22 protein-coding genes and 1 tRNA gene are annotated in these 25,554 nt (G+C 67.5%); 17 read left to right on the forward strand and 6 right to left on the reverse strand.

Annotated elements, in window-relative coordinates; translation table 11 throughout:
- Window positions 1–31 precede the first annotated feature (31 nt).
- Complete coding sequence (locus tag QW845_RS04505) at window positions 32–355, reverse strand: hypothetical protein (RefSeq protein ID WP_315800461.1); 324 nt, start codon at window positions 353–355, stop codon at window positions 32–34.
- Between the two features lie 806 nt (window positions 356–1,161).
- Here QW845_RS04505 and QW845_RS04510 point away from each other — a divergent pair.
- From QW845_RS04510 to QW845_RS04540, 7 genes are read left to right on the forward strand one after another with little or no spacing between them, the layout of a single operon-like run.
- Window positions 1,162–2,592 (forward strand): SWIM zinc finger family protein, encoded by a 1,431-nt coding sequence (locus QW845_RS04510; protein WP_315800462.1) that lies wholly within the window; start codon window positions 1,162–1,164, stop codon window positions 2,590–2,592.
- A 2-nt stretch (window positions 2,593–2,594) separates the two neighbouring features.
- Window positions 2,595–3,989 (forward strand): DUF5691 domain-containing protein, encoded by a 1,395-nt coding sequence (locus tag QW845_RS04515; protein ID WP_315800463.1) that lies wholly within the window; start codon window positions 2,595–2,597, stop codon window positions 3,987–3,989.
- Between the two features lie 29 nt (window positions 3,990–4,018).
- Window positions 4,019–5,122, forward strand: coding sequence for an AAA family ATPase (locus QW845_RS04520; protein WP_315800464.1), 1,104 nt, complete (start codon window positions 4,019–4,021; stop codon window positions 5,120–5,122).
- 1 nt (window position 5,123) lies between these two features.
- Entirely contained in the window at window positions 5,124–7,505 is a 2,382-nt protein-coding gene (locus QW845_RS04525; RefSeq protein ID WP_315800465.1) for a DUF5682 family protein, read from the forward strand.
- Complete coding sequence (locus QW845_RS04530; RefSeq protein WP_315800466.1) at window positions 7,502–8,692, forward strand: VWA domain-containing protein; 1,191 nt, start codon at window positions 7,502–7,504, stop codon at window positions 8,690–8,692. The genes QW845_RS04525 and QW845_RS04530 overlap by 4 nt, the downstream gene beginning before the upstream one ends.
- Complete coding sequence (locus QW845_RS04535; protein WP_315800467.1) at window positions 8,693–8,854, forward strand: hypothetical protein; 162 nt, start codon at window positions 8,693–8,695, stop codon at window positions 8,852–8,854. It abuts the gene before it with no gap.
- Complete coding sequence (locus tag QW845_RS04540; RefSeq protein ID WP_409997869.1) at window positions 8,851–9,675, forward strand: NAD(+)--dinitrogen-reductase ADP-D-ribosyltransferase; 825 nt, start codon at window positions 8,851–8,853, stop codon at window positions 9,673–9,675. The genes QW845_RS04535 and QW845_RS04540 overlap by 4 nt, the downstream gene beginning before the upstream one ends.
- A 236-nt stretch (window positions 9,676–9,911) precedes the next feature.
- Here QW845_RS04540 and hisC read toward each other — a convergent pair whose 3' ends face one another.
- The 3 genes from hisC to QW845_RS04555 form a co-directional block, all read right to left on the reverse strand.
- The gene (gene hisC, locus QW845_RS04545) at window positions 9,912–10,979 is read right to left on the reverse strand and encodes a histidinol-phosphate transaminase (RefSeq protein ID WP_315800469.1); all 1,068 of its coding nucleotides are present in this window, start codon (window positions 10,977–10,979) and stop codon (window positions 9,912–9,914) included.
- A gap of 93 nt (window positions 10,980–11,072) precedes the next feature.
- Window positions 11,073–11,149, reverse strand: a tRNA-Arg gene (locus QW845_RS04550).
- A 270-nt stretch (window positions 11,150–11,419) separates the two neighbouring features.
- Entirely contained in the window at window positions 11,420–12,895 is a 1,476-nt protein-coding gene (locus QW845_RS04555; RefSeq protein WP_315715364.1) for a HAMP domain-containing sensor histidine kinase, read from the reverse strand.
- 528 nt (window positions 12,896–13,423) lie between these two features.
- Between QW845_RS04555 and rpmH the strand changes: the two genes are divergently transcribed.
- The 10 genes from rpmH to dapE all read left to right on the forward strand — a co-directional run bounded on the left by rpmH (window position 13,424) and on the right by dapE (window position 22,570).
- On the forward strand, window positions 13,424–13,558 hold the full coding sequence (rpmH, locus tag QW845_RS04560) for a 50S ribosomal protein L34 (RefSeq protein WP_006609582.1): 135 nt from the start codon (window positions 13,424–13,426) through the stop codon (window positions 13,556–13,558).
- Between the two features lie 31 nt (window positions 13,559–13,589).
- Window positions 13,590–13,991, forward strand: coding sequence for a ribonuclease P protein component (rnpA, locus tag QW845_RS04565; protein WP_315800470.1), 402 nt, complete (start codon window positions 13,590–13,592; stop codon window positions 13,989–13,991).
- Between the two features lie 22 nt (window positions 13,992–14,013).
- Complete coding sequence (gene yidC, locus QW845_RS04570) at window positions 14,014–15,879, forward strand: membrane protein insertase YidC (RefSeq protein ID WP_315800471.1); 1,866 nt, start codon at window positions 14,014–14,016, stop codon at window positions 15,877–15,879.
- Window positions 15,880–16,062: 183 nt separating this feature from the next.
- Window positions 16,063–16,722 carry a ribosome biogenesis GTP-binding protein YihA/YsxC gene (yihA, locus tag QW845_RS04575; RefSeq protein ID WP_315800472.1) on the forward strand — a complete coding sequence of 220 codons (660 nt, stop codon included), beginning with the start codon at window positions 16,063–16,065 and terminating at the stop codon, window positions 16,720–16,722.
- On the forward strand, window positions 16,719–17,090 hold the full coding sequence (locus tag QW845_RS04580; RefSeq protein WP_315800473.1) for a DUF423 domain-containing protein: 372 nt from the start codon (window positions 16,719–16,721) through the stop codon (window positions 17,088–17,090). The genes yihA and QW845_RS04580 overlap by 4 nt, the downstream gene beginning before the upstream one ends.
- 75 nt (window positions 17,091–17,165) lie before the next feature.
- Window positions 17,166–18,062: an acetylglutamate kinase gene (argB, locus tag QW845_RS04585; RefSeq protein WP_315800474.1), complete on the forward strand. Its 897-nt coding sequence runs from the start codon at window positions 17,166–17,168 to the stop codon at window positions 18,060–18,062.
- Between the two features lie 125 nt (window positions 18,063–18,187).
- Entirely contained in the window at window positions 18,188–19,246 is a 1,059-nt protein-coding gene (locus QW845_RS04590; protein WP_315800896.1) for a DUF1036 domain-containing protein, read from the forward strand.
- A 220-nt stretch (window positions 19,247–19,466) separates the two neighbouring features.
- Window positions 19,467–20,162 carry a pyrimidine 5'-nucleotidase gene (locus QW845_RS04595; protein ID WP_315800475.1) on the forward strand — a complete coding sequence of 232 codons (696 nt, stop codon included), beginning with the start codon at window positions 19,467–19,469 and terminating at the stop codon, window positions 20,160–20,162.
- Between the two features lie 348 nt (window positions 20,163–20,510).
- Window positions 20,511–21,356, forward strand: a complete 846-nt coding sequence (dapD, locus tag QW845_RS04600; RefSeq protein WP_315800476.1) for a 2,3,4,5-tetrahydropyridine-2,6-dicarboxylate N-succinyltransferase — start codon at window positions 20,511–20,513, stop codon at window positions 21,354–21,356.
- A gap of 59 nt (window positions 21,357–21,415) precedes the next feature.
- Window positions 21,416–22,570 (forward strand): succinyl-diaminopimelate desuccinylase, encoded by a 1,155-nt coding sequence (gene dapE / locus QW845_RS04605; protein WP_315800477.1) that lies wholly within the window; start codon window positions 21,416–21,418, stop codon window positions 22,568–22,570.
- A gap of 17 nt (window positions 22,571–22,587) precedes the next feature.
- Here the strand turns inward: dapE and QW845_RS04610 are convergent, their stop codons facing one another.
- Entirely contained in the window at window positions 22,588–24,645 is a 2,058-nt protein-coding gene (locus tag QW845_RS04610; protein ID WP_315800478.1) for a methyl-accepting chemotaxis protein, read from the reverse strand.
- Between the two features lie 154 nt (window positions 24,646–24,799).
- Entirely contained in the window at window positions 24,800–25,537 is a 738-nt protein-coding gene (gene truA, locus QW845_RS04615; protein WP_315800479.1) for a tRNA pseudouridine(38-40) synthase TruA, read from the reverse strand.
- Window positions 25,538–25,554 lie beyond the last annotated feature (17 nt).

The raw sequence follows: 25,554 nt of genomic DNA on the forward strand, positions 1-25,554 counted from the left end.
GGGCCTCGCATCGTATGCTCGGGCGGCGGTCTCAGTCGTTGTCCCAGGAGCCGTCGGAATAGCCGTCGCGGTAGCCGGACAGATAGCCGTCGCCATAGTTGCCGTAGTCCGCGTCATACTCATAGACGCGGTGACCACGATAGACGACCCGGGGCGGCGGATAGTCCTCGTAGCTGTAGACATAGGTCGGTGCGGAACGGGCGGTTGCCGCAGACCCGATCAGGGCTCCGATCGCCAGACCGCCGACGACGCCGGCGGCGACCGCCGCTCCGCGATTTCCGCCGGCGTTGGCCGGCGTGGCGATCGTGCCCGCGATGGTCGAGGCCCCGATCATGAGCGCGCAAATTCGTTTCATTGGGTTCTCCTTGCGATCGGCTCAGCCGTCGTTGCGGGAGACTCGTGGCTGCGGCTTACAGCATCATTACAAACGGCGCAGCGAGAGTGTGAGCGCGAGCGTGACGCCAGGTCCATCATGGCAGGCCGTTCGGACGTGTGGGGCTGGGACACAAACCGAACGGCCCACTCACTGGACTCCGACGACGTTCGAAGCCATGCGGCGCCAGCTCATGATGGAAGGTGCCGCAGGCGGGACGGAGCCGACCTGATCTGGTCGGGCTTCAGGGCTGCGATGCCGCTCCAATGTCTTTCCGATCGGGCATCACATCGAGAGACGGCGAGCATTGGCTCATCATGACCCGCTGTCGATGGCGAAACCGATGTGATGTCGGTCGTAAGGACGCTTCGGAGTTAGCGTCACGCGCCTTACCGCAGGATTACAGTCCGACGCAGACGATCCGGGCATCTCATCAGTGCATGACCGGGAACAATTCCCGCGCGTTTGAACAGCCGGCTTCGACGTGATGGACGACGACGAGCCAGGCAGCGCGCTACTGCCCTCCACACGCCAACTGTTTCGCCTGCGCAGCGGCGATGTCGTTCCGTTTGAGCTACAGCGTCGGAAGCATCGACGTCCGCCGCATGCGCGCCCAGGAAATTGCGCAATTCCGCCGACGTGCGCGTCACAAGCCGAGCGTTGCACGCTTTGCCCAGTCCGTGCGACGCGAAAGGAAATCGGCGGGCGGCGCGCTCGAATTGTTGTGCGGCTCCACAACCATCTGCTAGGGAGTGCGGCATCGCGCGATCAGCCGGTTGGGAGAGTGGGTGTCTCTGACACGCGAACGAATCGAAGGGCTGGCGCCTGATCAGGCCTCACTCGCCGCAGCGCTGAAGCTGGTGAAGCCCGCCAACTGGCCGGTGCTGGCCGCGAGCAGCGATGCCGAGGTGCTGTGGGGCGAATGCCAGGGCTCCGGCGCGACACCGTATCGCGTGGTCACGGCAGCCGAAGGCAGCGGCTACAAATGCACCTGCCCCAGCCGCAAGTTTCCCTGCAAACATGTGCTGGCGGTGCTGTGGCTGCGGGTCGACAAGCCGGAGCGGTTCGAGACCACCAGCCCGCCGCAATGGGTCGACGACTGGAGCGCGCGGCGGCGCGGCTCGAGCGGCCGCGCGCCGGGCAAGCCGAAGCCGGAGGGCGATGATGCGGGCGCGCCGCCTTCGCTCGATGCTGCGCTGGCAGAGACCGCGACGATTGCTCCCGCCGATCCAAAGGCTGCCGCGCGCGCCGAGGCGCAACGCCAGCGCATCAGGGCCGAGCGCGAGGCCGCGATCCTCGCCGGGCTCGACGAACTGGAGCGCTGGATCGCGGATCAGCTCAACCAGGGGCTTGCCGATTTCGCTACCCGCGCCGCATCCGCCGCGCGCACGCTGTCGACACGGCTGGTCGATGCCAAGGCCGGCGGCCTCGCTGCGCGGCTCGATCAGCTCTCGTCCGAACTGTTTCGTGTCCGCGAGGATCGCCGCGCCGATCTCGCCATCGAGCAGCTCGGCACGATGACCTTGATCGCCTCGGCCTACCGGCATCAGGACCGCCTGCCGGCGCCGCTGCGCGAGGATGTCCGACGCGCGGTCGGCTGGTCGCTGCGCCGCGAGGAGCTGCTGGCGGACGCCGCGGCGCCGCGCGCAAGCAGCGTGTGGATCGTTGCCGCCAACCTGTCCGAGGTGCAGCCGGACAAGCTGCGCAGGCTCGAGACATGGCTCGTCAACACGAGCGATGACCTCAGCCAGCCGCGCGCCGCGGTGCTGGTCGATTTCGTGCCGGTGTCCGGCGGCGGCGCCGGATTTCCTTTCGCTCCGGGAGAGATCATCGACGGCGAGGTCGTGTTCTATCCGTCCGCCGCGCCGTTGCGCGGGCTGCTGGCGAGCCGCAAGACGGCGGCGACCGCGACCTGGCCGCGGCCGCTGCCGGGGCTCGCACCAGCGCTGCAGGACTACACCGCGCGGCTCGCCGCCCTGCCGTGGCTCGATCGCTGGCCGCTGCTGCTTGCGGGCGTCACGCTCCACACCGCCGGCAAGGGCGCGCTCGCCATCACCGACAAGGCCGGAGATGCGATCGCGGTGGAACGCAGCCAGTTCGACCAGCTGACCCCGCTGCTCGGCCTCGACGACCTGTCGCTGCTGTGTCTGTGGGACGGCCGCAGTGCGCAGGTGCTCGCCGCCGAAACGGCGCTCGGCCGCTGGCATTACGAGGGCTGACGATGGCGAGCGCGATCGATCCCCAGAGCCATGCCCGCCTGCGCCAATCCTTCCTGCTTGGCCTGGCGCGGCAGCCCTTGGCAACGCCGCCTGCGCTGGCCGAACTATTGCCGCAGGGGCGCGAGCCGGCGCTGCCCCTGCTGGCGCTGGCCGCACAATGGCAGCGCTTCGCCGGCGCGACGGCGCCTGTCGCCGATCCCGTCCCTGATGCCGCCCTGCGGCTGCACCAGGACGCGCGGCCCATCCTGCCCGAACCGGCGCGGCGCGCGCTCAAGGCCCTGGCGCGCAGCGTCGAGAAGTCGCTCGCGCCGAGCGCGTTGCCGCTCGCGCTGCGCCGTATCCAGGCCGCGGGCTGCCGGCCGCATCCGTTCGATCTGCCGGATCTCGTGCCGCACATCAAGGCCAACGCCGAGGACCAGGGCCTCGCCGAGCGCGCCTATCTGGCGCTGATCGCCTCCGACGCCGATGACGACGCGACGAAGGGCCTGTTCTTCGAACGCATCACCCTGGAGAACTGGACCACCTTCCCGAAGGCGCAGCGGCGCGCCTTCGTCGCGGAGCAGCGCCGCAACAATCCCGCCGACGGCCGCGCGCTGATCGAATCGGTGTGGAAGAGCGAGCCCGCGCCGGTCCGCGCTGCGCTGCTCGATGCGCTGATGGTCGGCCTCGGCCCCGATGACCAGCCGTTTCTGGAGAGCCTGAGCGCCGATCGCGCCGACAGCATCAAGCAGATCGCCGCACAGCTCCTCACGCGGATCGCCGAACGCGCCGAGCGCGGCACCCGGCTGAGCGAGGCCGCTCAGTGCTTCCAGCGCGCGGGCTCGTTCCTCGCCAAGATCGGCCTCGGCTCGGCGTCGACAGTGACCTTCAAGCTGCCGGCCGACGGCCTGAAATGGCAGGAGGCCGAGGCGTTGCGCGAGCGGCTGTTCGGCGGGCTGCAGCTGACCGCTCTCGCCGCGGCGGTCGGCGTGTCGCCCGAGGCGCTGATCGCGGCGCTGCCGCCATCCGAGCATCGCGTGCTCATGCTGTTGATGGATGCCGCCGCCGCCGAGGGCGACGACGACACCGTGCTACGCATCATCGGCGCGCGCCTCTGCGGCGGTGACGCGCTGCACGGATATGCGCTGATGTCGCTCGCGGCGAAGGCCCGCCAGCCGCTCGCAGCGCAGGTTGCCGAACGCGTGCTTGTGTCGCCGGTCTGGCAGAAGACGATCCAGGACCTCGCCGACGCGACGACGCCGGCGGCGCAGAAGGACGACGGCCGGCTGGTGCTGATGGCTGCGCTGATGCCGCGCGCGACGATGCCCGCCTTCATCGCCACGCTCACCCCGCTGTCCCCCGCCACCGCGCGGGCGGCCAAGGATTTCGCCGACCTCGTTCTCGCGTTGCCGACGTAACGCGCAATCAAAATGTCCGGAGCACACCCATGACAAATGCCGATGCGAGCCCGACCGACGGCCAGTTGCGCCGCTCCGCGGAAGCATTGCATGCCCACGAGCTCGAGGCGCTGGCGCAAGAGGACACGCGGGCGCGGCCGGCACAGTGGCGGCTGTCGCCGCAGGCGGTCGTGACCTATCTGATGGGCGGCCGCACCAAATCGGGGGTCGAGATCACGCCGAAATATATCGGCAACCGCCGGCTGATCGAGACCGCCGTGGCGACGCTCGCGACCGATCGCGCGCTGCTGATCCTGGGCGTGCCCGGCACCGCGAAGTCGTGGGTCTCCGAACATCTCGCCGCCGCGATCTCCGGCTCGTCCGAGCTGATCGTGCAATGCACCGCCGGCACCGACGAGAACCAGATCCGCTACGGCTGGAACTACGCGTTGCTGCTCGCCAAGGGCCCGTCGCGCGAAGCCATGGTGGCGACGCCCTTGATGCGCGCGATGGAGGCGGGACGGATCGTGCGCTTCGAGGAGCTGACGCGCATGCCGTCGGACGTGCAGGACACGCTGATCACGGTGCTGTCGGAGAAGCTGATGCCGATCGCGGAGATCAACGACGCCGTGCACGCCCGGCGCGGCTTCAACATGATCGCGACGGCGAATGCGCGCGACAAGGGCGTCAATGAATTGTCCTCGGCGCTGAAGCGGCGCTTCAACGTCGTGGTGCTGCCGCTGCCGGCCGACCTCGATGAGGAGGTGAAGATCGTCACCAAGCGGGTCGGCGAAATCGGTGGCGGCCTCGAGCTGCCGAAGATCGCGCCCGCCGACCAGGAGATCATGCGCATCGTCACCGTGTTCCGCGAGCTGCGTGACGGCCAGACGCTCGACGGCCGGCTGAAGCTGAAGTCACCATCCGGCTCGCTGTCGACGGCGGAGGCCATCGCGGTGACGATCGGCGCCTGGGCGGAGGCCGGCCATTTCGGCTCCGGCGTGATCGACGCACAGAGCATGGCGGCGAACCTCGTCGGCGCCATCGTCAAGGATCCGGTGCAGGACAAGGTCGTGCTGCAGGAATATCTTGAAACCGTGGTGCGCGAGCGCAAGCCATGGGCCGATCTCTACGGCGCGATCCGCGAAGTGATGTGACGTGGCCGCAGCTTCGTCCGATCGCCTGCACCTGCTCGGCATCCGTCATCACGGGCCGGGCTCGGCGCGCGCGGTGCTGGCGGCGCTCGACGCCGCCGATCCGGCGGTCGTGCTGATCGAGGGTCCGCCGGATGCCGATGAGCTGATCTCCTTCGCCGCATCGCCGGCGATGGTGCCGCCCATCGCCTTGCTGGTGCATGCGCAGGACGATGCGAGCAACGCCAGCTTCTTTCCGTTCGCGGTGTTCTCGCCGGAATGGCAGGCGATCCGCTGGGCGCTGGCGAAGCAGCGACCGGTCCGCTTCATCGATCTGCCGGCATCGCATCGGCTGGCCGAACGGGCCAAGGCGGCGAAGCCGGAGAGCGATGAAGGCAAGGCCACGCCGGAGGACGCCAACGCGGCTGCGCAGGAGCAGCCCGAGGCCACCGATCCGGAGCTGGCACAGATCCGGCGCGATCCTTTGGCCTATCTCGCGACGCTCGCCGGCTATGACGACAGCGAGTCCTGGTGGAACGCGATCGTCGAGCAGGGCACGCATGGACCGGAGATCTTTGCGGCGCTGGAAGCGGCCATCGCGGCGTTGCGCGAGACGATCGATCCCCTGCCCTATCAGCCGGCCGATGAAGCCCAGCGCGAGCTGCGCCGCGAAGCGCACATGCGCCTGGAAATCGCAGCGGCGCTGAGCGCGCAGGACGGCACGGTCGCCGTTATCTGCGGCGCCTGGCACGTGCCGGCGCTGCGCAAGAAGGTCGCGCTGAAGGATGATCGCGCATTGCTGAAGGGATTGCCGCAGATCAAGGTGACCGCGACGTGGGTGCCCTGGACCGAGACGCGGCTCGCCGCGAGCTCCGGCTATGGCGCCGGCGTGATCTCGCCCGGCTGGTACGCGCATCTCTGGCAAGGATTGCAGCACGGTCAGGTCGCCGCGCTCGACGCTACCGGCTTCACGACCCGCTGGCAGGCGCGCGTCGCCGAACTGTTGCGCCGGAATGGCCGGCCGGCATCGACGGCCTCCGTGATCGAGGCGTCGCGGCTGGCGATCACGCTGGCCGCGTTGCGCGACGTCGCTTTGCCGGGACTGGCCGAGATGCGCGAGGCGAGCCTTGCCACGCTTTGCGAAGGCGAGACGGCGCCGTTCCGCCTGATCGAGCAGCAGCTCATCATCGGGCAACGTGTCGGCGAGATCGACGACAGCGTGCCGCAGATGCCGCTCGCCGCCGACCTCGCGCGCTGGCAGCGCAAGCTGAAGCTTAAGCCCGAGGCGCTCGACACCGACATCGCGCTCGACCTGCGCAGTGAGGCAGGGCTTGCCAAGTCGCAGCTCCTGCATCGCCTCGCGCTAGTCCAGGTGCCGTGGGGACGGTTGCAGGGATCGGGACAGAGCCGCGGCACCTTTCGCGAGAACTGGCGGCTGCGCTGGGAGCCGGAATTCTCGGTTCGTCTGGTCGAGGCGCTGGTGCACGGCACGACCGTCGCGCAGGCCGCAGGCAACGCCGCCGTCACCCACGCACAGGCGGCGACCTCGTTGAACGCCGTCGCGGGCCTCGTGCGCGGCTGTCTCGAAGCGGGTCTGAGCGAGGCGGCCGAGGCGACGATCGCGCTGCTGCAACAGCGCTCGGCTGCGACCAGCGACGTTGCCGACCTCACCGAGGCCGTGCCGCCGCTCGCCGAAATCCTGCGCTACGGCACCGCGCGGGCGCTGCCGACCGAGGCGCTGCGCCTGCTGGTGACCAGCCTCGTCGAGGCGATCTGTGCCGGCCTCGTCTATGCCTGCCGCAACCTGCAAGCCGACGTCGCCGCCGATCTGCGCGGCAGGCTGGCGCGGCTCGACGTCGCGATCGGGCTGATCGAGGATCGCGGCCTGCGCGACGGCTGGAGCCGCGCGCTGCTGCATGTCGCCGCCGATGCGGCAGCGCATCCGCTGGTGAAGGGCCTGGCGGGCCGCCTGCTGTACGATCAGGGCATCGTCTCACCGGAGCAGGCCGCGCTGGCACTGTCGCGCGCGCTCTCCCACAGCGTGCCGACCCTGGAGGCCGGCGACTGGCTCGACGGGTTTCTCGGCCAGAGCGGCCAGGTGCTGCTGCACGACCAGATGCTGCGCCGGATCATCGACGGCTGGCTGGCTGCGATCGACGACGAGGCGTTCAACAACCTGCTGCCGGTGATGCGCCGTGCCTTCGCGAGCTTCGACCGCAACGAGCGGCGGCGCCTGCTCGACGAGCTGGCCAGGCAGCGGCCGCTGGCCGTCGCTTCCACTTCAGATGCGAGTCCGCTGCAGCCGCTCGCAGCGCTGTCGGCCAGCGCTGCCGGCTTCGATGCGGCTCTGCCCTTGCTGTTGACCATCCTGGGCGCCGACCGGCCGATCAAGGAGGCTAATCGATGAGCGACGACGCTGCTGCCGAGCGCAACCGCCGCTGGCGCCTCGTGCTCGGCGGCGACGACCAGGCCGGCCTGTCCGATCGCGATCGGCGGCTCGATGCGGCGCTGGCCGGACTCTATGACGCCGGCTCCGGCGGCAAGCGCGGCGGGGGCCGACGTGGCGGCCTCGGCGGCTCGGCGCCGCGCGTGGCGAGCTGGCTCGGCGACATCAGGGAGTTCTTTCCCGCGCCGGTCGTGCAGGTGATCCAGAAGGACGCGTTCGAGCGGCTCGGCCTGAAGGAGATGCTGCTGCAGCCGGAGTTCCTCGCCGCCCTCGAAGCCGACGTGCATCTCGTCGCCGACCTGATGGCGCTGCGCGCGGTGATGCCGGAGAAGACCAAGGCGACGGCGCGCCAGGTCGTCGCCAAGGTGGTGAAGGAGCTGATGGAAAAGCTCGACGCCCGCACCACCGAGACGATCCGGGGCGCGGTCGACCGCCGCCGCCGCACCCGCCGGCCGCGCGCCGGCGACATCGACTGGCCGCGCACGATCGGCAGGAATCTGCGCCACTGGCAGGCCGAGCATCGCACCATCGTGCCGGAGACATTGATCGGGCACGCGCGCGCCGCGCGCCGGACCAATCTGGAGGAGGTGATCCTCTGCGTCGACCAGTCGGGCTCGATGGGCACCTCCGTCGTCTACTCCTCGATCTTCGCCGCGGTGCTGGCCTCGATCCCGGCGATCGCGATGAAGCTCGTGGTGTTCGACACCAACATCATCGACCTCACCGAGGAGCTGGCCGATCCGGTCGAGGTGCTGTTCTCGGTGCAGCTCGGCGGCGGCACCGACATCAACCAGGCGCTGGCCTATTGCGAGCGCCTGGTCCGCGAGCCGGCGCGGACGCACATGGTGCTGATCAGCGATCTCATCGAGGGCGGCATCGCCGAGCAGATGCTGGCCCGCGCCAAGGCGCTGGTCTCGTCGGGCGTGAACCTGATCGTGCTGCTGGCGCTCAACGACGACGGCCGTCCGGCCTATGACGGCAAGCATGCCGCAATCCTGGCCTCGCTCGGCTGCCCGGTGTTCGCCTGCACGCCGCACCAGTTTCCGGAGTTGATGGCAACCGCGCTGAAGCGCCAGGACATCTGGTCGTGGGCCGCAGCGCAGGACATCAAGCTGGTGCGGCCGGAGGACGGCGTCTCGGGCGTGTGAATGAAGCGCCTGGTTCTCATCTGCATCCTGCAACTCGGGCGCTATGCGGTCCTGCCCGTGGTCGGTTTGGCCGGCGGATTGCTGGTCATCTGGCTGATGCTCCTCGACGACTCCACGAGGATTGCGCTCTCGGCCTGCCACACGGCATCATGCCGGCCATGAACGACGCAGCACAGCGCGCCCACCGCGGCATCGGCCATTCGACCAATCTCGTCGGGCGTCCCTCCGCGTGGCTGGCGAGCTGTGCCTTCAACGACAGCGCGGTGCCGCTGCACATCTGGGGCGTCACGGAGATGAACCCCAGCCTGTTCACGATGCTCGATCAGGCCGAACATCTCGCCGAAGCCGGCGAAGCCTTCACCACCTACATGATGGCGATGTTCGGCCTCGATCCTGAGCAACGCGCCACGACGTCCGGCGGCCAGCGGCGTTTCCGCTCGTCCTTCCTGCGGCTGATCCAGGGCTGGGGCTTCGACAGCAACGGCCCGGAAGGCGCCGTGCTCAAGGGCTGGGTCGAGAGCCGGTTCGGCCTCGGTCCGTCCTACCACAAGGAGATCATCGAACGCGTGGCAAGCCGGGCCTGGACGACCTATGTCCAGGAGAAGATGTCGAGCCGCTTCCACAACAATGCAATCTGGGTGCAACTCGATCTGCTGTTCGAATTCTGCCAATGGGCGATCCGCCGCTTCGCCTTTCCGGACGAGACGCATCTGACGCTGCATCGCGGCGTCAATTCGTTCGACGAGCATTGGATCGTGGAGCAAACGACACGGCGCGAGGCGGTGGTCCGGCTCAACAACCTCGTCTCGTTCTCCTCCGACCGCGACACTGCGGGCTGCTTCGGCGACATGATTCTCACCGCGAGGATTCCCGTCAGCAAGATCGTGTTCTTCAACGGCCTGCTGTCGTCACATGCGCTGAAGGGCGAAGGCGAATACCTCGTGATCGGCGGCGACTACCACGTGAGCGTCGACTATGTGTGAGCAGGCTCCGCATGACGCGCCCGATGTCGAGGAACGCGCGCTGGCGGCCATTCCTGCGCGCTGGCGCGACAGGCTCGACCGCGACGTGACGGCGGACATTCACGTGCAGGTGTCCCGGCTGCTGGAGATTGCGCGCGCTTCGGGCCTGATGTCTTGGAGCAAGGGCATCCAGACGTCGCAGAGTGTGCCGGCCGTGGCGGATCCGCTCCGACCGATCGTCGTCTCAGCCACGGCCCTCAACCGTTCTTCGCCAGCACCTCGCGCAGCGCGTCCGTCAGCCGCGCAAGCTCCGTCTCCGAGCCGATCGTGATGCGCAGATAGTCCGCGATCTGCGGGGCGGTGAAATGGCGGACGAGCACTGCGCGCTGGCGCAAGGCTGCGGACAGCGCCTGGCCGGAATGGTCAGGATGCCGGGCGAAGACGAAATTGGCGCTGGACGGCAGCACCTCGAAGCCGAGACGAACCAGCGCGGCGGTGAGGTCGGCGCGGTTCTTCATGATGACCGAGCGCGCCTGCTGGAAGTGCGCCTCATCCTCGATCGCGGCGATCGCGCCGGCCTGGGCGGGCCGGCCGAGCGGGTAGGAGTTGAAGCTGTCCTTGACCCGCGTCAGGCCTTCGATCAGCGCGGCATCGCCGATCGCGTAGCCGACGCGGAGTCCTGCGAGCGCGCGCGATTTCGACATCGTCTGCACCACCAGCAGGTTGGGGTAGTCACGGATCAAGGGAATCGCGGTCTCGGCGCCGAAATCGACATAGGCCTCGTCGATGACGACGGCCGCGTCGCGACGCGCCGCCGCGAGTCGCGCGATCTCGGCGCTCGGCAGCGCGATGCCCGTCGGTGCGTTCGGATTGGCGATGATCACCGGGCCGGGGCGACCGACATAATCGTCGATACGCACGCGCATCTCGGCATTGAGCGGAACGGTCGTGTAGTCGATGCCGAGCAGGCGACAATACACGGGATAGAAGCTGTAGGTCACGTCGGGGAACAGCAGCGGCGCGGGTTGCTTCAGGAGCGCCGCGAAGGCATGCGCGAGCACCTCGTCCGAACCGTTGCCGACGAACACCTGCTCGGGTGAGACCTTGTGATAGGCCGCGAGCACCTCGCGCAGCCGCGTTGCCTGCGGATCCGGATAGAGCCGCAAGGTGTCGGCGGCGGCGGCCCTTATGGCCTCGATCGCCTTGGGCGAGGGACCGAACGGGCTCTCATTGGTGTTGAGCTTGACCAGGCCCGGGATCTGCGGCTGCTCGCCGGGCACATAGGGCGACAGCCCATGAACGAGCTCTGACCAGAAGCGACTCACGATTGTTCTCCTGCGCACCCGAGATCCGCCGATCGACGCATCGATCGGAAGCGATGGTCGTGCGAACTGAACGTGGTGTGGATCATCGGCAAATGGCGCGCCCGGAACGATTCGAACGTCCGACCCTCAGATTCGTAGTCTGATGCTCTATCCAGCTGAGCTACGGGCGCGTTTTTCGCATTTGGCAGGCTCCGGGCCAGGGGCCGGATCCCGGAAGGCCGGAGCGGCAAACGCCGGCAGGCCTCGCGAAGGGCCCCTGACTAACGGCTCGGAGACCGCTTGGCAAGGCTGGAGCGGGACATTTTGCGACCATTTTTCCGCAGACGCGCCGGCACGGTTCGGCATGGCCGGAGCGGACGGGCTCGTTCCGACACGCCAGGAGTTCCGGGCTCGACGCCTGCGGCATCGGCCGCCGGGATGGCAGGTGGGACCGGTCCGGTTCAGGCGCTGGCGCGCTCGGTCCAGAAAGTCTGCAACTCGACGGGGCGGTCAGGGATCGTGATTCGGAAGGTGGCCCCCAGGGTCCCTTCGACCAGTTGGATGTCGCCATCATGGGCCCGGACCAATTCGGCCGCGATCGCAAGGCCCAGCCCCGAGCCGCCCGGACGACCGGCACCGCGGAAGGCCTCGAACAGGTGCTCTCGCACCTTCGCCGGAACACCGGGACCCGTGTCCGAGACCTCCAGGATCGCCACCCCGCCCTCGCGGCGGCCGGTGATGCGGATCTGGCGCACGCCCGCATCCGCCGCGAGGCTGTCCAGGGCCTGGGCGGCATTGCGCACCAGGTTGAGCAGCACGCGGAACAACTGGTCGGGATCGGCATCGATCTTCAGCCCGCGCTCGATCGCCGCGATCCAGGTGATCGAGGCATCCGGCGACAGGCCGGCGGTCTCCCGCACCTCCGCGACGACAGGCTCGACTACCACCATGCGGCGGTCCGGCGCCGGCTCCTGCACCTTGCCGTAGGACAAGGTCGACTGGCAGAACGCGATGGCGCGCTCCAGCGAGCGCATCAGCTTCGGCGCGAAGCGCTGCACCCGCGGATCCGGCACGCTGGCGAGCTGGTCCGACAGCAGTTGCGACGAGGCCAGCAGGTTGCGCAGGTCGTGATTGATCTTGGACACGGCGAGGCCGAGCGCGGCGAGCCGGCTCTTCTGATGCAGCATCGAGACGAGGTCGCGCTGCATGTCGGCAAGCTCGCGCTCGGCGACGCCGATCTCGTCGGAACGCTGGCTCGGCACGATGATTCGCGCCACGCTCTCCGGATTTTCGTGGAAGCCGACGAGGCTCGCGGTGAGGCGCCGCATCGGCCGCACGAACAGGAAATGCAGAGCAAGATAGACCAGCGCCGCGGTCAGCACCGCGAGCAGCAGCGACACGCCGAGCAGGTTGCGCGAGAACCGGTACATCGCCTTGCGCAGCGGCTTCTCGTCGGTGACCACCTCGATGAACTGGGCCCGGCCCGGCGCCGGCCCGATCACGCGCATGGTGTGATCGCCGGTCTCCGTCATCATCGTCAGCGAATTCACGATCGACGACCACGCCGTCATGTCGCGCATGTCGAAGTCGTGGTCGATCGAGGCGGGCAGGTCGGCGCTCGCGAGCAGGCGGCGCTGCTGGCCCATCTTGATGGCGACGCCGCGCGCGTTGATGGAGGTGAGGATCTGCCGCGCCAGCGAATCCGGCACCATGCCGGACGGTGCGGCGTCGAGCACCAGCGCAGCGGTATTGGCGGCCGCCAGGCGGTCGTTGAGCCGGTTGGTCCAGAAATTGGCGATCGCCGGCACGTAGATCAGCACCTCCGCGATCATCACCAGCGGAATGGTCAACAGCAGCAGCTTTCCAGACAAGCCGAGCCGGCGCGACCGTTTCGGTCGCAGACGCTCCAGGATCGGCTGGTTGTCGCTCTCGGTCACGTATCGCCCTTGTAAGAGACACCCCCACCCTTACGGGACCGCAAGATGGGACTGCACCGGAGTCCGGTCAAATTACGGATCGCTCATGTTCCGGTTTCCAAATCGTTCATAATGGAACCCAAAACTGCACGATCTCTGACATCTTCAACCCCGCCGCGCCGAGGCTATTCTTGCCTTCGTCTTGTGCGCAGGGTCTTGTGCGCAGGGTCTTGTGCGCAGGGTCTTGCGTTCTCGTCCTGCCTCGTGTCGTTCGCGACGCTGACCCGCGGCTGGTGACGAAGGTCTTTACGGGATCTCGGCGTCGTCGATCCCTGCACCGCCTATGACGCCTTGCCGCGATTGACGAAGGCGGGACGCTCCCTTATAAGCCGCGCCAACCGTCCGCGATGACCCGGCTCGCCCGGGAGCGGCTCGATTTCAGGGCCGGCAGCGGTCCATTTCGGGCCCGGAAGCATCACCGGACATCAATCGACATTTCAAGCAGGCAAGTTGTCAACTGGCAAATTGCCCGTCAGCGGAGAACGACCCGTGAAGCGGACTTATCAACCCAGCAAACTGGTGCGCAAGCGCCGTCACGGCTTCCGCGCCCGTCTCGCCACCACCGGCGGCCGCAAGGTCCTTGCCGCGCGTCGCGCCCGGGGCCGCAAGCGTCTCAGCGCCTGAAGCCAGGGCGTCTGTCCCGGAGATTTCCATCATGGATCGGCTACGGCAGCGGGCGGACTTCCTCGCCGTTGCCGATGGCGTGCGGGCGAACAGCCCTGCCTTCGTGGTCCAGCGCCGGGAACGGCCGGACCAGGGCCCGGTCCGGATCGGCTTTACCGTCACCAAGAAGAATGGCACCGCCACGGAGCGTAATCGCATCCGTCGGCGGTTGCGCGAGCTTGTGAAACGGCTCGATCCCTTGTCGATGCGGCCGCACAGTGACTACGTGCTGGTCGGCCGGCGGGATGCCCTGTCACGCGATTTCCAGACCATGCTCGCCGACCTCCAGGCGACGCTCCGCCGCCTCGACCGGCCGCAGGCCAAGCCGCAGCCGCGCAAGCTGAACCAGCAGAACGCTTCCGCTCCGGACGCGCATTCCCGCAAACCGGATTGAACGACGAGACGATAAGAAAACGATGACCGACAATCGCAACACCATCCTCGCCGTTATTCTATCCGGCCTCGTGCTGATCCTGTGGCAGGTCTTCTACAACGGCCCGCAGATGGAGAAGCAGCGCGCGCAGGCGCAGATGCAGGCCGAGCTCGCCAAGAAGCAGGCGCCGGCAACCCAGCCCGACAGCGCCGCGCCGTCAGCCACCCCGCAGCCGGGCGCGACCGCGACCGGCAGCCCGAGCGCGCCGGGCGGCGCCGTGACCAGCACCGGCGTGATGCCGCGCGACACCGCCATCGCCGCCACGCCGCGCGTCAAGATCGACACGCCGCGGCTGACCGGCAGCATCTCGCTCAAGGGCGCGCGGATCGACGATCTGGCCTTCGTGCAGTACCGCGAGACGGTCGATCCGAAATCGCCGGCGATCGTGCTGTTCTCGCCGTCCAACACCGCCGAACCCTATTACGCCGAGTTCGGCTGGGTGAACGCCGCCGGCGCCAAGGTGCAGGTGCCCGACCAGAACACGGTCTGGCAGCAGGACGGCTCGAATGCGCTGACGCCGTCGACCCCGGTGAAGCTGACCACTACCAACGGCGACGGCCTGACTTTCCAGCGCACCATTTCCGTCGACGACCACTATCTCTTCACCATCAAGGATGACGTCACCAATGCCGGCAACGCGCCGGTGACGCTGTATCCCTACGGCCTGATCTCGCGCCACGGCACGCCGCACGTGTCCGGCTACTACATCCTGCACGAAGGCCTGATCGGCTATCTCGGCGAGAAGGGCCTGCAGGAATTCACCTACAAGAAGATGGACGACGAGAAGGCGGCGAAGTTCGACGTCACCAATGGCTGGCTCGGCATCACCGACAAATATTGGGCGGCGGCGCTGCTGCCGATGACGGATGCCCGCCTGCAGGCGAACTATTCGTCGAAGCTGGTCGACAACCAGCATCGCTACCAGACGGACTATGTCGAGACCCCGCAGACGGTGCCGGCCGGCGGCTCGACCAGCGTCTCCACGCGGCTGTTCGCCGGCGCCAAGGAGGCCGGCGTCGTCGGCATCAACTTCCCGATCGGCGGCCTCGGCGGCTACAACCAGAAGCTCGGGCTGAACCATTTCGATCTCCTGATCGACTGGGGCTGGTTCTACTTCCTGACCAAGCCGATGTTCCTGGCGCTCGACTTCTTCTTCCGTTTCTTCGGCAATTTCGGCATCTCGATCCTGCTGGTGACGGTGCTGGTGAAGCTCCTGTTCTTCCCGCTCGCCAACAAGTCCTACGCCTCGATGGCGAAGATGAAGGCGATCCAGCCGCAGCTCCAGGCGCTCAAGGAGCGCTATCCGGACGACCGGATGAAGCAGCAGCAGGAGATGATGGAGATCTACAAGAAGGAGAAGATCAACCCGGTCGCCGGCTGTCTGCCGGTCGTGCTGCAGATCCCGGTGTTCTTCTCGCTCTACAAGGTTCTGTTCGTCACCATCGAGATGCGACACGCGCCGTTCTATGGCTGGATCAAGGACCTCTCGTCGCCGGATCCGACCAATCTGTTCACGCTGTTCGGGCTCCTGCATTTCGATCCGACCCAGCTGCCGCTGTTCGGGCATTACCTCGCGCTCGGCATCTGGCCGATCATCATGGGCATCACGATGTGGTTCCAGATGAAGCTGAACCCCACGCCGCCCGATCCGACCCAGGCGATGATCTTCAACTGGATGCCGCTGATCTTCACCTTCATGCTCGCGGGCTTCCCGGCCGGTCTCGTGATCTACTGGGCATGGAACAACACGCTGTCGGTGCTGCAGCAGGGCTTCATCATGCGCCGCAACGGCGTCAAGGTGGAGCTGTTCGACAACATCCGCGGCACGTTCAGAAAAAAAGCGGCTTGACGACCAAGGCGGTGTGAGCTGCTGAAGCAACGAACCATCTACCGTGATGGCCGGGCTTGTCCCGGCCATCCACGTTTTGATATCCCGCGCAATGGCGTGGATGCCCGGGCCTTCGCCGCGCCGAAGGGGCTTCGGCCCCGCAGGCGGGTCAAGCCCGGGCATGACAAAGAGCGAAGGCTTGTCATGACCACCAGCGCCGATGCAGACGACCGCCTGATCGAGAAAGGCCGCAAGCTGTTTGCGCAGGCGTGGCGCTTCACGCACGCATCGCCGTCGATCGAAAGCCTGCCGCCGATGGGGGCGATCGAGGTCGCCTTCGCCGGCCGCTCCAATGTCGGCAAATCCAGCCTGATCAACGCGCTGACCGGCCAGAACGCGCTGGCGCGCACCTCGCATACGCCGGGCCGCACCCAGGAGCTGATCTTCTTCGAGGGGCCCGAGCATGCGCCGCTGCGGCTGGTCGACATGCCCGGCTATGGCTATGCCGCCGCGGCGAAGACCAAGGTCGCGTCCTGGACCGAGCTGATCCACAAATTCCTGCTCGGCCGCGCCTCGCTCGCCCGCGTCTATGTGCTGATCGATGCCCGTCATGGGCTGAAGGAAGTCGATCAGGAGATCCTCAAGACGCTGGACCGGTCCGCCGTCAGCTATCAGCTCGTCCTGACCAAGGCCGATCAGATCAAGCCGGCCGAGCTCGCAAGCCGGATCGCCGAGACCGAAGCCGCGCTCGCCAAGCATCCGGCGGCGTTCCCGCAGGTGCTGGCGACGTCGTCACGATCCGGCACCGGCATGCCGGAGCTGCGCGCCGCCATGGTGCGGCTGCTGGAAGAGCGGAGCACATGATGACGCCGTGGCGAATCCTGGTCGCAATGGCCGGGCTGATGGGCGCCGCCGGCGTCGCGCTGGCGGCCAAGGCCGCGCACGATCCCGATGCATCGCGGCTCGCGACCGCCTCGACCATGCTGCTGTTCCATGCCTGCGCCCTGCTCGGCACCATTGCGCTGGCCGAACGCAGCGTCGTCGCGAGGCGCATCGGCCTGGCCACGGCGATCGGCTTCGTGCTCGGCCCAGCCCTGTTCGCGGGCGACCTCCTGATGCGGCAGTTCACCGGCGACCGGCTGTTTCCGTTCGCAGCACCGATCGGCGGCAGCCTGCAGATCGCGAGCTGGCTGGCACTCGCGGTCTGCGCGCTGTGGCCGCGGCGGGCCTGATCCGGCGCTTTGCGCCGCGGGCTCCAATCGGCTAGAACGCGGCGCGACGCCCCCGACAGCCGAGACCTCCCAGACATGACCGACGCGACCACCATCAGCCCGCTCGATCAGGCCCGCATCCTGTCCGAAGCGCTCCCGCACATGCAGGAGTATGACGACGAAACCATCGTCATCAAATATGGCGGCCACGCCATGGGTGACGAGGACACCGCGAAGGCGTTTGCGCGCGACATCGTGCTGCTCGAGCAGACCGCGATCAACCCGGTGGTGGTGCATGGCGGCGGGCCGCAGATCGCGACCATGCTCAAGCGCCTCGGCATCGTCTCGGAATTCGCGGCCGGCCTGCGCATCACCGATGCCGCGACCATCGAGATCGTCGAGATGGTGCTGGCCGGCTCGATCAACAAGCAGCTGGTCGGTTACATCAACGAGGCCGGCGGCAAGGCCGTCGGGCTGTGCGGCAAGGACGGCAACATGGTGCGCGCGGTCAAGGCGACCCGCACCATGGTCGATCCCGACAGCCACATCGAGAAGGTGGTCGATCTCGGCTTCGTCGGCGAGCCGGACAAGGTCGACCTCACGCTGCTCAACCAGCTGATCGGCTACGAGCTGATCCCGGTGCTGGCGCCGCTCGCGACCTCGAAGGAGGGCCAGACCTTCAACGTCAATGCCGACACCTTCGCCGGCGCCGTCGCCGGCGCGCTGAAGGCCAAGCGGCTGCTGCTGCTGACCGACGTGCCCGGCGTGCTCGACAAGTCGAAGAAGCTGATCCCGGAAATCTCGATCAAGGACGCGCGCAAGCTGATCGCCGACGGCACCATCTCCGGCGGTATGATCCCCAAGGTCGAGACCTGCATCTACGCGCTCGAGCAGGGCGTGCAGGGCGTCGTCATCCTCGACGGCAAGGTGTCGCACGCGGTGCTGCTCGAGCTGTTCACCAACCAGGGCACGGGCACGCTGATCCACAAGTGATGGACACGGCCGCCACCACATTAAAGGTCGTCATGCCCGGGCTTGACCCGCCTGCGCGGCCGAAGCCGCTTCGGCGCGGCGAAGGCCCGGGCATCCACGCCTTACTCTCTGGTGCTCGCAAAAAGATGGATGGCCGGGTCAAGCCCGGCCATGACGGCGGAGAGGGTGGACGAGCGAAGTCCATCCTGGCGCGCGCTTTACTTGCCCTAACGGTCCTCCTTCCGCTCCTCACCTTCACCACCCCTGCCCGCGCCGACCTCAAGCTCTGCAATCGCATGAGCTACGTTGTGGAGGCCGCAATCGGCATCGACGAGAAGGCGGCGACCGCAACGCGCGGCTGGTTCCGGCTCGATCCGGCGACCTGCCGCGTGGTGCTGCAGGGGACGCTGACCGCCGACCGCATTCTCTTGCATGCGCGTGCGCTCAGCCTCTACGGCGCGTCGCCGCTCGCCGAGAACGGCAACGACCAGCTGTGCGTGGCGCCCGACAATTTCGTCATCGCCGCCGCCCGGCAGTGCCGCACCGGGCAGACGCCGGCGGCCTTCACACAGGTCACGCCGAGCAAGACCGATGACGGCACCCTGATCGCCTATCTCGCCGAGAGCGCCGAATATGACGACGAGCAGGCGCGGCTCGCCGGCATCCAGCGGCTGCTCGGCATCGCCGGCTATGACGCCTCACCGATCGACGGCGTCGACGGACCGAAGACGCAGGCCGCGCTCGCCGCCTTTCTGAAGAGCCGAGGCCTGTCCTCCGATGTCGTCTCGCAGCCGACGTTCTTCGCCACGATGGTGGACGCGGTACAGACACCGTCGCCGACCGGCCTGACCTGGTGCAACGACACACCTCACAAGGTGATGGCCGCGGTCGGCACCGACGACGGCCGGACTGTCGTCAGCCGCGGCTGGTACCGCATCGATGCCGGCAAGTGCCTGCATCCCGACATCACCGGACAGCCGAAGAAGGTCTACAGCTTCGCCGAGGCGGTCGACGATGAGAACCGCACCATCAAGCTGAAGAACAAGCCGCTGAACTGGGGCGGCCTGGTGCAGCTCTGCACCCGCGAGAACAAGTTCGAGACCTCCGAGCAGGGCGACTGCCCGAGCCGCGGCTTCGCGGCCACCGGCTTCACTTCGGTCGACATCACCCGCGGCGGCAAGACGCTGCGGTTTGCGTTGCCGTGATGGACGCATCGATGAGTCCCGGGATACCGCAACAAATTCCGCCGTCATCCCGGCGAACGCCGGGATCCATAGCCACCGGCCGTGGTTTGGGCCGCCAGCGTCAGCCATCCTGCCTCAAGACAGATCACGCGGTATGGGTCCCGGCGTTCGCCGGGACGACAGCGGAATATGCCGCGCCACTGTGGCCGAATGAACCCACGCATGATGGACCGAGGCACACATGACAAAGTCCCCCCGCGCCTTCGATCACGTCGACACCTGGGTGTTCGATCTCGACAACACGCTGTATCCGCATCACGTCAATCTGTGGCAGCAGGTCGATGCCAGGATCGGCGAATTCGTGTCCAACTGGCTCAAGGTCGATGCGGACGAAGCGCGTCGCATCCAGAAGGACTACTACCGCCGCTACGGCACCACGATGCGCGGCATGATGACCGAGCACGGCGTGCATGCCGACGACTTCCTGGCCTACGTGCACAAGATCGACCATTCGCCGCTGGAGCCGAACTCGGCGATGGGCGCGGCGATCGAGCGGCTGCCCGGACGCAAGCTGATCCTGACCAACGGCTCGGTGGACCATGTCGGCGCGGTGCTGAGCCGGCTCGGCATCGCAGACCATTTCCATGGCGTGTTCGACATCATCGCCGCCGAATTGACACCGAAGCCCGCGCGCGAGACCTATGACAAATTCGTCCGGCTGCACGATGTCGATCCGACGCGCTCCGCAATGTTCGAGGACCTCTCCCGCAACCTCGTCGTCCCGCACGACCTCGGCATGACCACGGTGCTCGTCGTACCGGACGGCACCAAGGAGGTGGTGCGCGAGGATTGGGAGCTGTCGGGCCGCGATGATCCGCATGTGGATCATGTGACGGACGATCTGACCGGGTTCTTGCAGCGGCTGGTGAAGGCCTAACCCTCGCTGTCGTCCGGACAAGCGAAGCCGCCGGCGGTCCTGAGGTGCGATGGGCGTCCGACAAACTCAGTGTCGTCCCGGGCTTGACCCGGGACCCATAACCACCGGCGGATGTGTGGGCACGCAAGTGGCTAAGGATGTGCCCAACACGTCTCCCTGTGGTTATGGGTCCCGGATCGGCGCTCGCGATATAAAGTCGTCTCAATAGCGACAGCCGGGCGCTCCGCTTGTCCGGGACGACGCCGGTGGGTGCCTTGACTCCCTTACCCCAAACCCGGAAAAAGCCGCCCTGCCCCCAGCTTCTACAAGTCTATCCCGGTCGGCCCGGGACCAAGCGAGGATCGACCGATGTCACTGTCCGCCCTGGAATCCACCATCAACAGCGCCTTCGATGCCCGTGATGGCGTCTCGACCACGACCAAGGGCGAGGTCCGCGACGCCGTGGAGAGCGCGCTGGAGCTGCTCGACAAGGGCGAGGCCCGGGTCGCCGAGCGGGGCACGGACGGCAAGTGGAGCGTCAACCAGTGGCTCAAGAAGGCGGTGCTGCTGTCGTTCCGCCTCAACGACATGAGCGTGATCCCCGGCGGCCCCGGCCAGGCGTCGTGGTGGGACAAGGTGCCGTCGAAGTTCGAGGGCTGGGGCGAGAACCGTTTCCGTGACGCCGGCTTCCGCGCCGTGCCCGGCGCGATCGTGCGCCGCTCGGCCTTCATCGCCAAGAACGTCGTGCTGATGCCGTCCTTCGTCAATCTCGGCGCCTATGTCGACGAGGCGACCATGGTCGACACCTGGTCGACGGTCGGCTCCTGCGCCCAGATCGGCAAGCGCGTGCACATTTCCGGCGGCGTCGGCATCGGCGGCGTGCTGGAGCCGCTGCAGGCCGGTCCCGTCATCATCGAGGATGACTGCTTCATCGGCGCGCGCTCGGAGGTTGCCGAAGGCGTGGTCGTGCGCAAGGGCGCGGTGCTGTCGATGGGCGTGTTCCTGGGCGCCTCGACCAAGATCGTCGACCGCGAGACCGGCGAGGTTTTCGTCGGCGAGGTGCCGGAATATGCCGTCGTGGTGCCGGGCGCGCTGCCGGGCAAGCCGATGAAGAACGGCCAGATCGGCCCCTCCACCGCCTGCGCCGTCATCGTCAAGCGCGTCGACGAGCGCACCCGCTCCAAGACCTCGATCAACGAGCTGCTGCGCGACTGATCGTCCACGTCCGGGCGGCCGCACTAGCCGCCGCCCGAACGCCCATGTTAAGCGAGGGCATGACCGATGCCCTCACCATCGCCCGCGACCTGATCCGCTGTCCCTCCGTGACCCCCGCCGATGCCGGGGCGCTCGGCGTGCTCGAGGACCTGCTGAAGCAAGCCGGCTTCCAGACCCATCGCGTGACCTTCTCGGAAGCGGGCACCGCCGACGTCGACAATCTCTACGCCCGGATCGGCACCGAGGGGCCGCACATCACGTTCGCCGGCCACACCGACGTGGTGCCGCCCGGCGACGAGGCTGCATGGAGCCTTGGCGCATTCTCCGGCGAGGTCAAGGACGGCTACATCTATGGCCGTGGCGCCGTCGACATGAAAGGCGGCATCGCCTGCAGCGTGGCGGCTGCACTCGACTATCTGCGCGACAATGGTGGACGGCCGAAGGGCTCGATCTCGTTCCTGATCACCGGCGACGAGGAGGACGTCTCGATCAACGGCACCATCAAGCTGTTGAAATGGGCGGCCGAGCGCGGCGAGCGCTTCGACCATTGCGTGCTCGGCGAGCCGTCGAATCAAGAAGTCATGGGCGACTGCATCAAGATCGGCCGCCGCGGCTCGCAGTCCGGCACCCTGATCGTCGAGGGCAAGCAGGGCCACGTCGCCTACCCGCACCGCGCCTCCAACCCGGTCCCGGATATCTCGCGCCTGATCGTCGCGCTTTCGGACGAGCCGCTCGACCATGGCAGCGCGCAATTCCAGCCGTCGAACCTCGAATTCACCACGGTCGACGTCGGCAACACCGCGACCAATGTCATCGCGGGACTGGCGCGGGCGAAGTTCAACATCCGCTACAACGACTGCCATACGCAGGAGTCGCTGCGCGCGCTTGTCGAGCAGCGGCTGGCCAAGGCTTGCGGCAACCGCATCCGCGCCCGCATCGACTGGATGCCGTCGAACTCCAACGTGTTCCTGACCAAGCCCGGACCGTTCACCGACCTCGCGGTTGCCGCGATCAAGAGCGTGACGGGCCGCAAGCCCGAGCTATCGACCACCGGCGGCACCTCGGACGCGCGCTTCATCTCGAGCTACTGCCCGGTGATCGAGTTCGGCCTGGTCGGCCAGACCATGCACCAGATCGACGAGCGCGCCTCGGTCGCCGACATCGCCACCCTGACGAAGATCTATCGCGGCATTCTCGATCGCTACTTCGCGTGAGCGGCGTGCCGCTCCGATCAGGCGGCCTTCACCTCCGCCAGGAACTGATCGACCTCGCGGCGCAAATCCGTCGCCTGGCCGGCTAGGCTGGCAGCAGAATCGAGCAGTGAGCGCGCCGAGCCGCGGGTTTCGGCTGCGGCCGCGCTGACCAGCGCAATCGACGACGAGACGTCGTTGGTACCGCTCGCCGTCTGCTGCACGCTGCGGGCGATCTCGCGTGTCGTAGCGCTCTGCTCGGCCACGGCCGTCGCGACAGCTCCCGTGACGCCGCTGATCGTATTCACCACGGCTGCGATCTTCTCGATTGCAGCGACCGTGCTGCCGGTCTCGTCCTGAATCGCGGCGATCTGGCTCTCGATCTCTTCGGTGGCCTTGCTGGTCTGCGACGCCAGGCTCTTCACCTCGGATGCGACGACGGCAAAACCCTTGCCGGCCTCGCCTGCGCGCGCCGACTCGATCGTGGCATTGAGCGCCAGCAGATTGGTCTGCGAGGCGATGGCGCGGATGAGCTGGACGACGTCGCCGATGCGTGTCGCGCTGCCGGCCAGCGTGCGGACCTTGTCGGTGGTGTCGAGCGCCTGGCTGGTCGCGTTGGAGGATTCCGACGCGGCTTCCGCGATCTGCCGGGTGATCTCCTTCATCGAGGCGTCGAGCTCCTCGGAGGCCGCCGCGACTGTGTTGACGCCGGAGGTTGCCTGCGCCGCCGCATCGGCCACGGCGGTGGCACGTGACGCCGTGGTGCTGGCGGAGCCGTCGAGGGTCTCGGCCGAGAGTTTCAGGCCACTGGCGGCGTCGCTCAACCGGCCGCAGAGCGTGTCGATGACGTCGCCGAAGCGACGGGTGAGCGCCTCGATCTTTTGCCGCCGCGCATCGCGCCGCGCCTCGGCATCAGCACCCTGCAACGCCAGCCGATCGGCCTCGGCCGACATCTCCTGCAGAACGCCGATGGCGTGGGCGAGCGTACCGACCTCGTCGGTGCGGTCGCGGTAGGCGATTTCCACGTCGCGCGCGCCGCTGGCGATGCGCCCGATCAGCTCGGTCAGGTTGGACAGAGGCTTGATGACCCGAGCGTTGAACCAGAGTGTTCCGAGCGCAGCGGCAGCAATGTTGACGACGAGCAGAATGAGCGCCAGCACGAAGCGGAGCTGGGCGTCGCCGATCGCGGCCTCGCTCTGGCGCAGCGCCTCGGTCAGCGCGGCATCACGCAGCGGCAGGATGGTGTCGAGGATCGGAAACAGCGAGCGCAGGAACTGATCGGGGTCGAGCTCGAGCACCTTGCCGCGATTCGGCGCCACCTGCGACGTATACAGCTCGCCGCCGCGCGCCCAATAGCCGTTTTCCACCCCGGTCATCGCCGCGAAGATCGGCTTCTGATCGATCTCGGCAGCGGCAAGCTTAGCCGTCGCCCAGATCCGCTCAATGCGTCCCTTGAACGCGGCGAGCGCCTCGGCCGGCTCGCCGGCCATCGGCTGCTTGGTGGCGATCATGCGAATGAGCGTCGTGGTGGCGCGGCCGGCCCAATCGCGCAGATCCCATCCGATCACGGCGAGCCGTGCGGCCTGGCCGACGGCGGGGTTGGCCGCGTTGATCCGGCGCACGATCACCTCGACGTGGCTGCCGGTGGCTTCCTGGACCGTGAACATCTGCGGCACGTAGTCGCGGACGACAGCCTCAGACCGGGACGCCTTGGGCTCGGCCACGGCATCGAGCGCCGCGCCGCGCAGCGTGCGCAGCTTCTGCTCGATCGAATCGAGCGCTGCGACGTCCTCGCGAAGCTGCGCCAGGCTGCGCGCCTTGGCGAGCGCCTCATCGGAGCCGCCGGTGATCTTCTTGAGCCCCGCGAGCTCCTCCGCCGTCGCCGGGTTGGCCGATGCCAGTCGCGGATTGATCCAGGCGCGCTCCACATTGAGCTTTTCCGGGAGCCGCAGCATGGCGGCCAGCAGTTGCGCATCGGCGCCCGCGGTCCGGGCCGCTTGCAGCGAGGTCAGCTGCTGCCAGGCGAACAGCACGGTGGCGAGCAGGCCGATGACAGCCCCGAGCAGCAGAGAGAGCAGGAAGACTTGACGAATGCGCACGATCGACCTCGCTGGAGAGCAGCCTGAGGTCCGGATAGCAGGGAGGGATTCAATTTGAAGTTAATGAGGCCTATCGCGCAACTCGAAGCAGCAACTAATTAGGACAGCCTCCCGTCGCGGTACGCGACGGGCCGGGTTCCACGCGGGAACGACCTCAATAGTCGACCTTCACGAGATAGAGCCCTTCCGGTGGCGCGACGACGCCACAGGCGGCGCGATTGCGCGCGGCGAGCGCGGCGGCGAGATCATCTGCGGTCCAGCGGCCCTGCCCGACCCACACCAGCGAGCCGACCATCGAGCGCACCTGGCTATGCAGATAGGAGCGCGCGGAGGTGAGGATGGTGATCGCATCGCCGTCCCTCACGACATCGAGTTGATCGAGCGTCTTCTCCGGCGATTTCGCCTGACATTCCGCATCGCGGAAGGTCGTGAAATCATGCCTGCCGAGCAGCCGCTGCGCCGCCGCATGCATCGCCTCCGAATCCAGCCGCTGCGGCACGCGCCAGACGCGACCGACCTCGAGCGCAAGATTGGAGCGGCGATTGACGATGCGATAGCGATAGTGGCGCTTCCGCGCGGAGAACCGCGCTTCGAAGCTGTCGGGTACGATCTCGGCATGGAGCACCGCAACCGGGTTCGGCCGCAGATGCGCGTTGAGTGCGTCGCGCAGCTTGTCGGGGCGGAACTCCTTGGCGATGTCGCAATGCGCGACCTGCCCCATGGCGTGGACGCCGGCGTCGGTACGGCCAGAACCGTGCACGCGCGTCGGCACGCCGCAGGTCGCCTGCACCGCCGCTTCCAGCGCGCCCTGCACCGACGGCAAGGTCGCCTGCAGCTGCCAGCCGCAGAACGGCGCGCCGTCATATTCGATGGTGAGCTTGTAGCGGGGCATCGCCTCGATCGCGTTTG

Source organism: Bradyrhizobium sp. SZCCHNS3002, assembly GCF_032377435.1.
Taxonomy (GTDB): Bacteria; Pseudomonadota; Alphaproteobacteria; order Rhizobiales; family Xanthobacteraceae; genus Bradyrhizobium.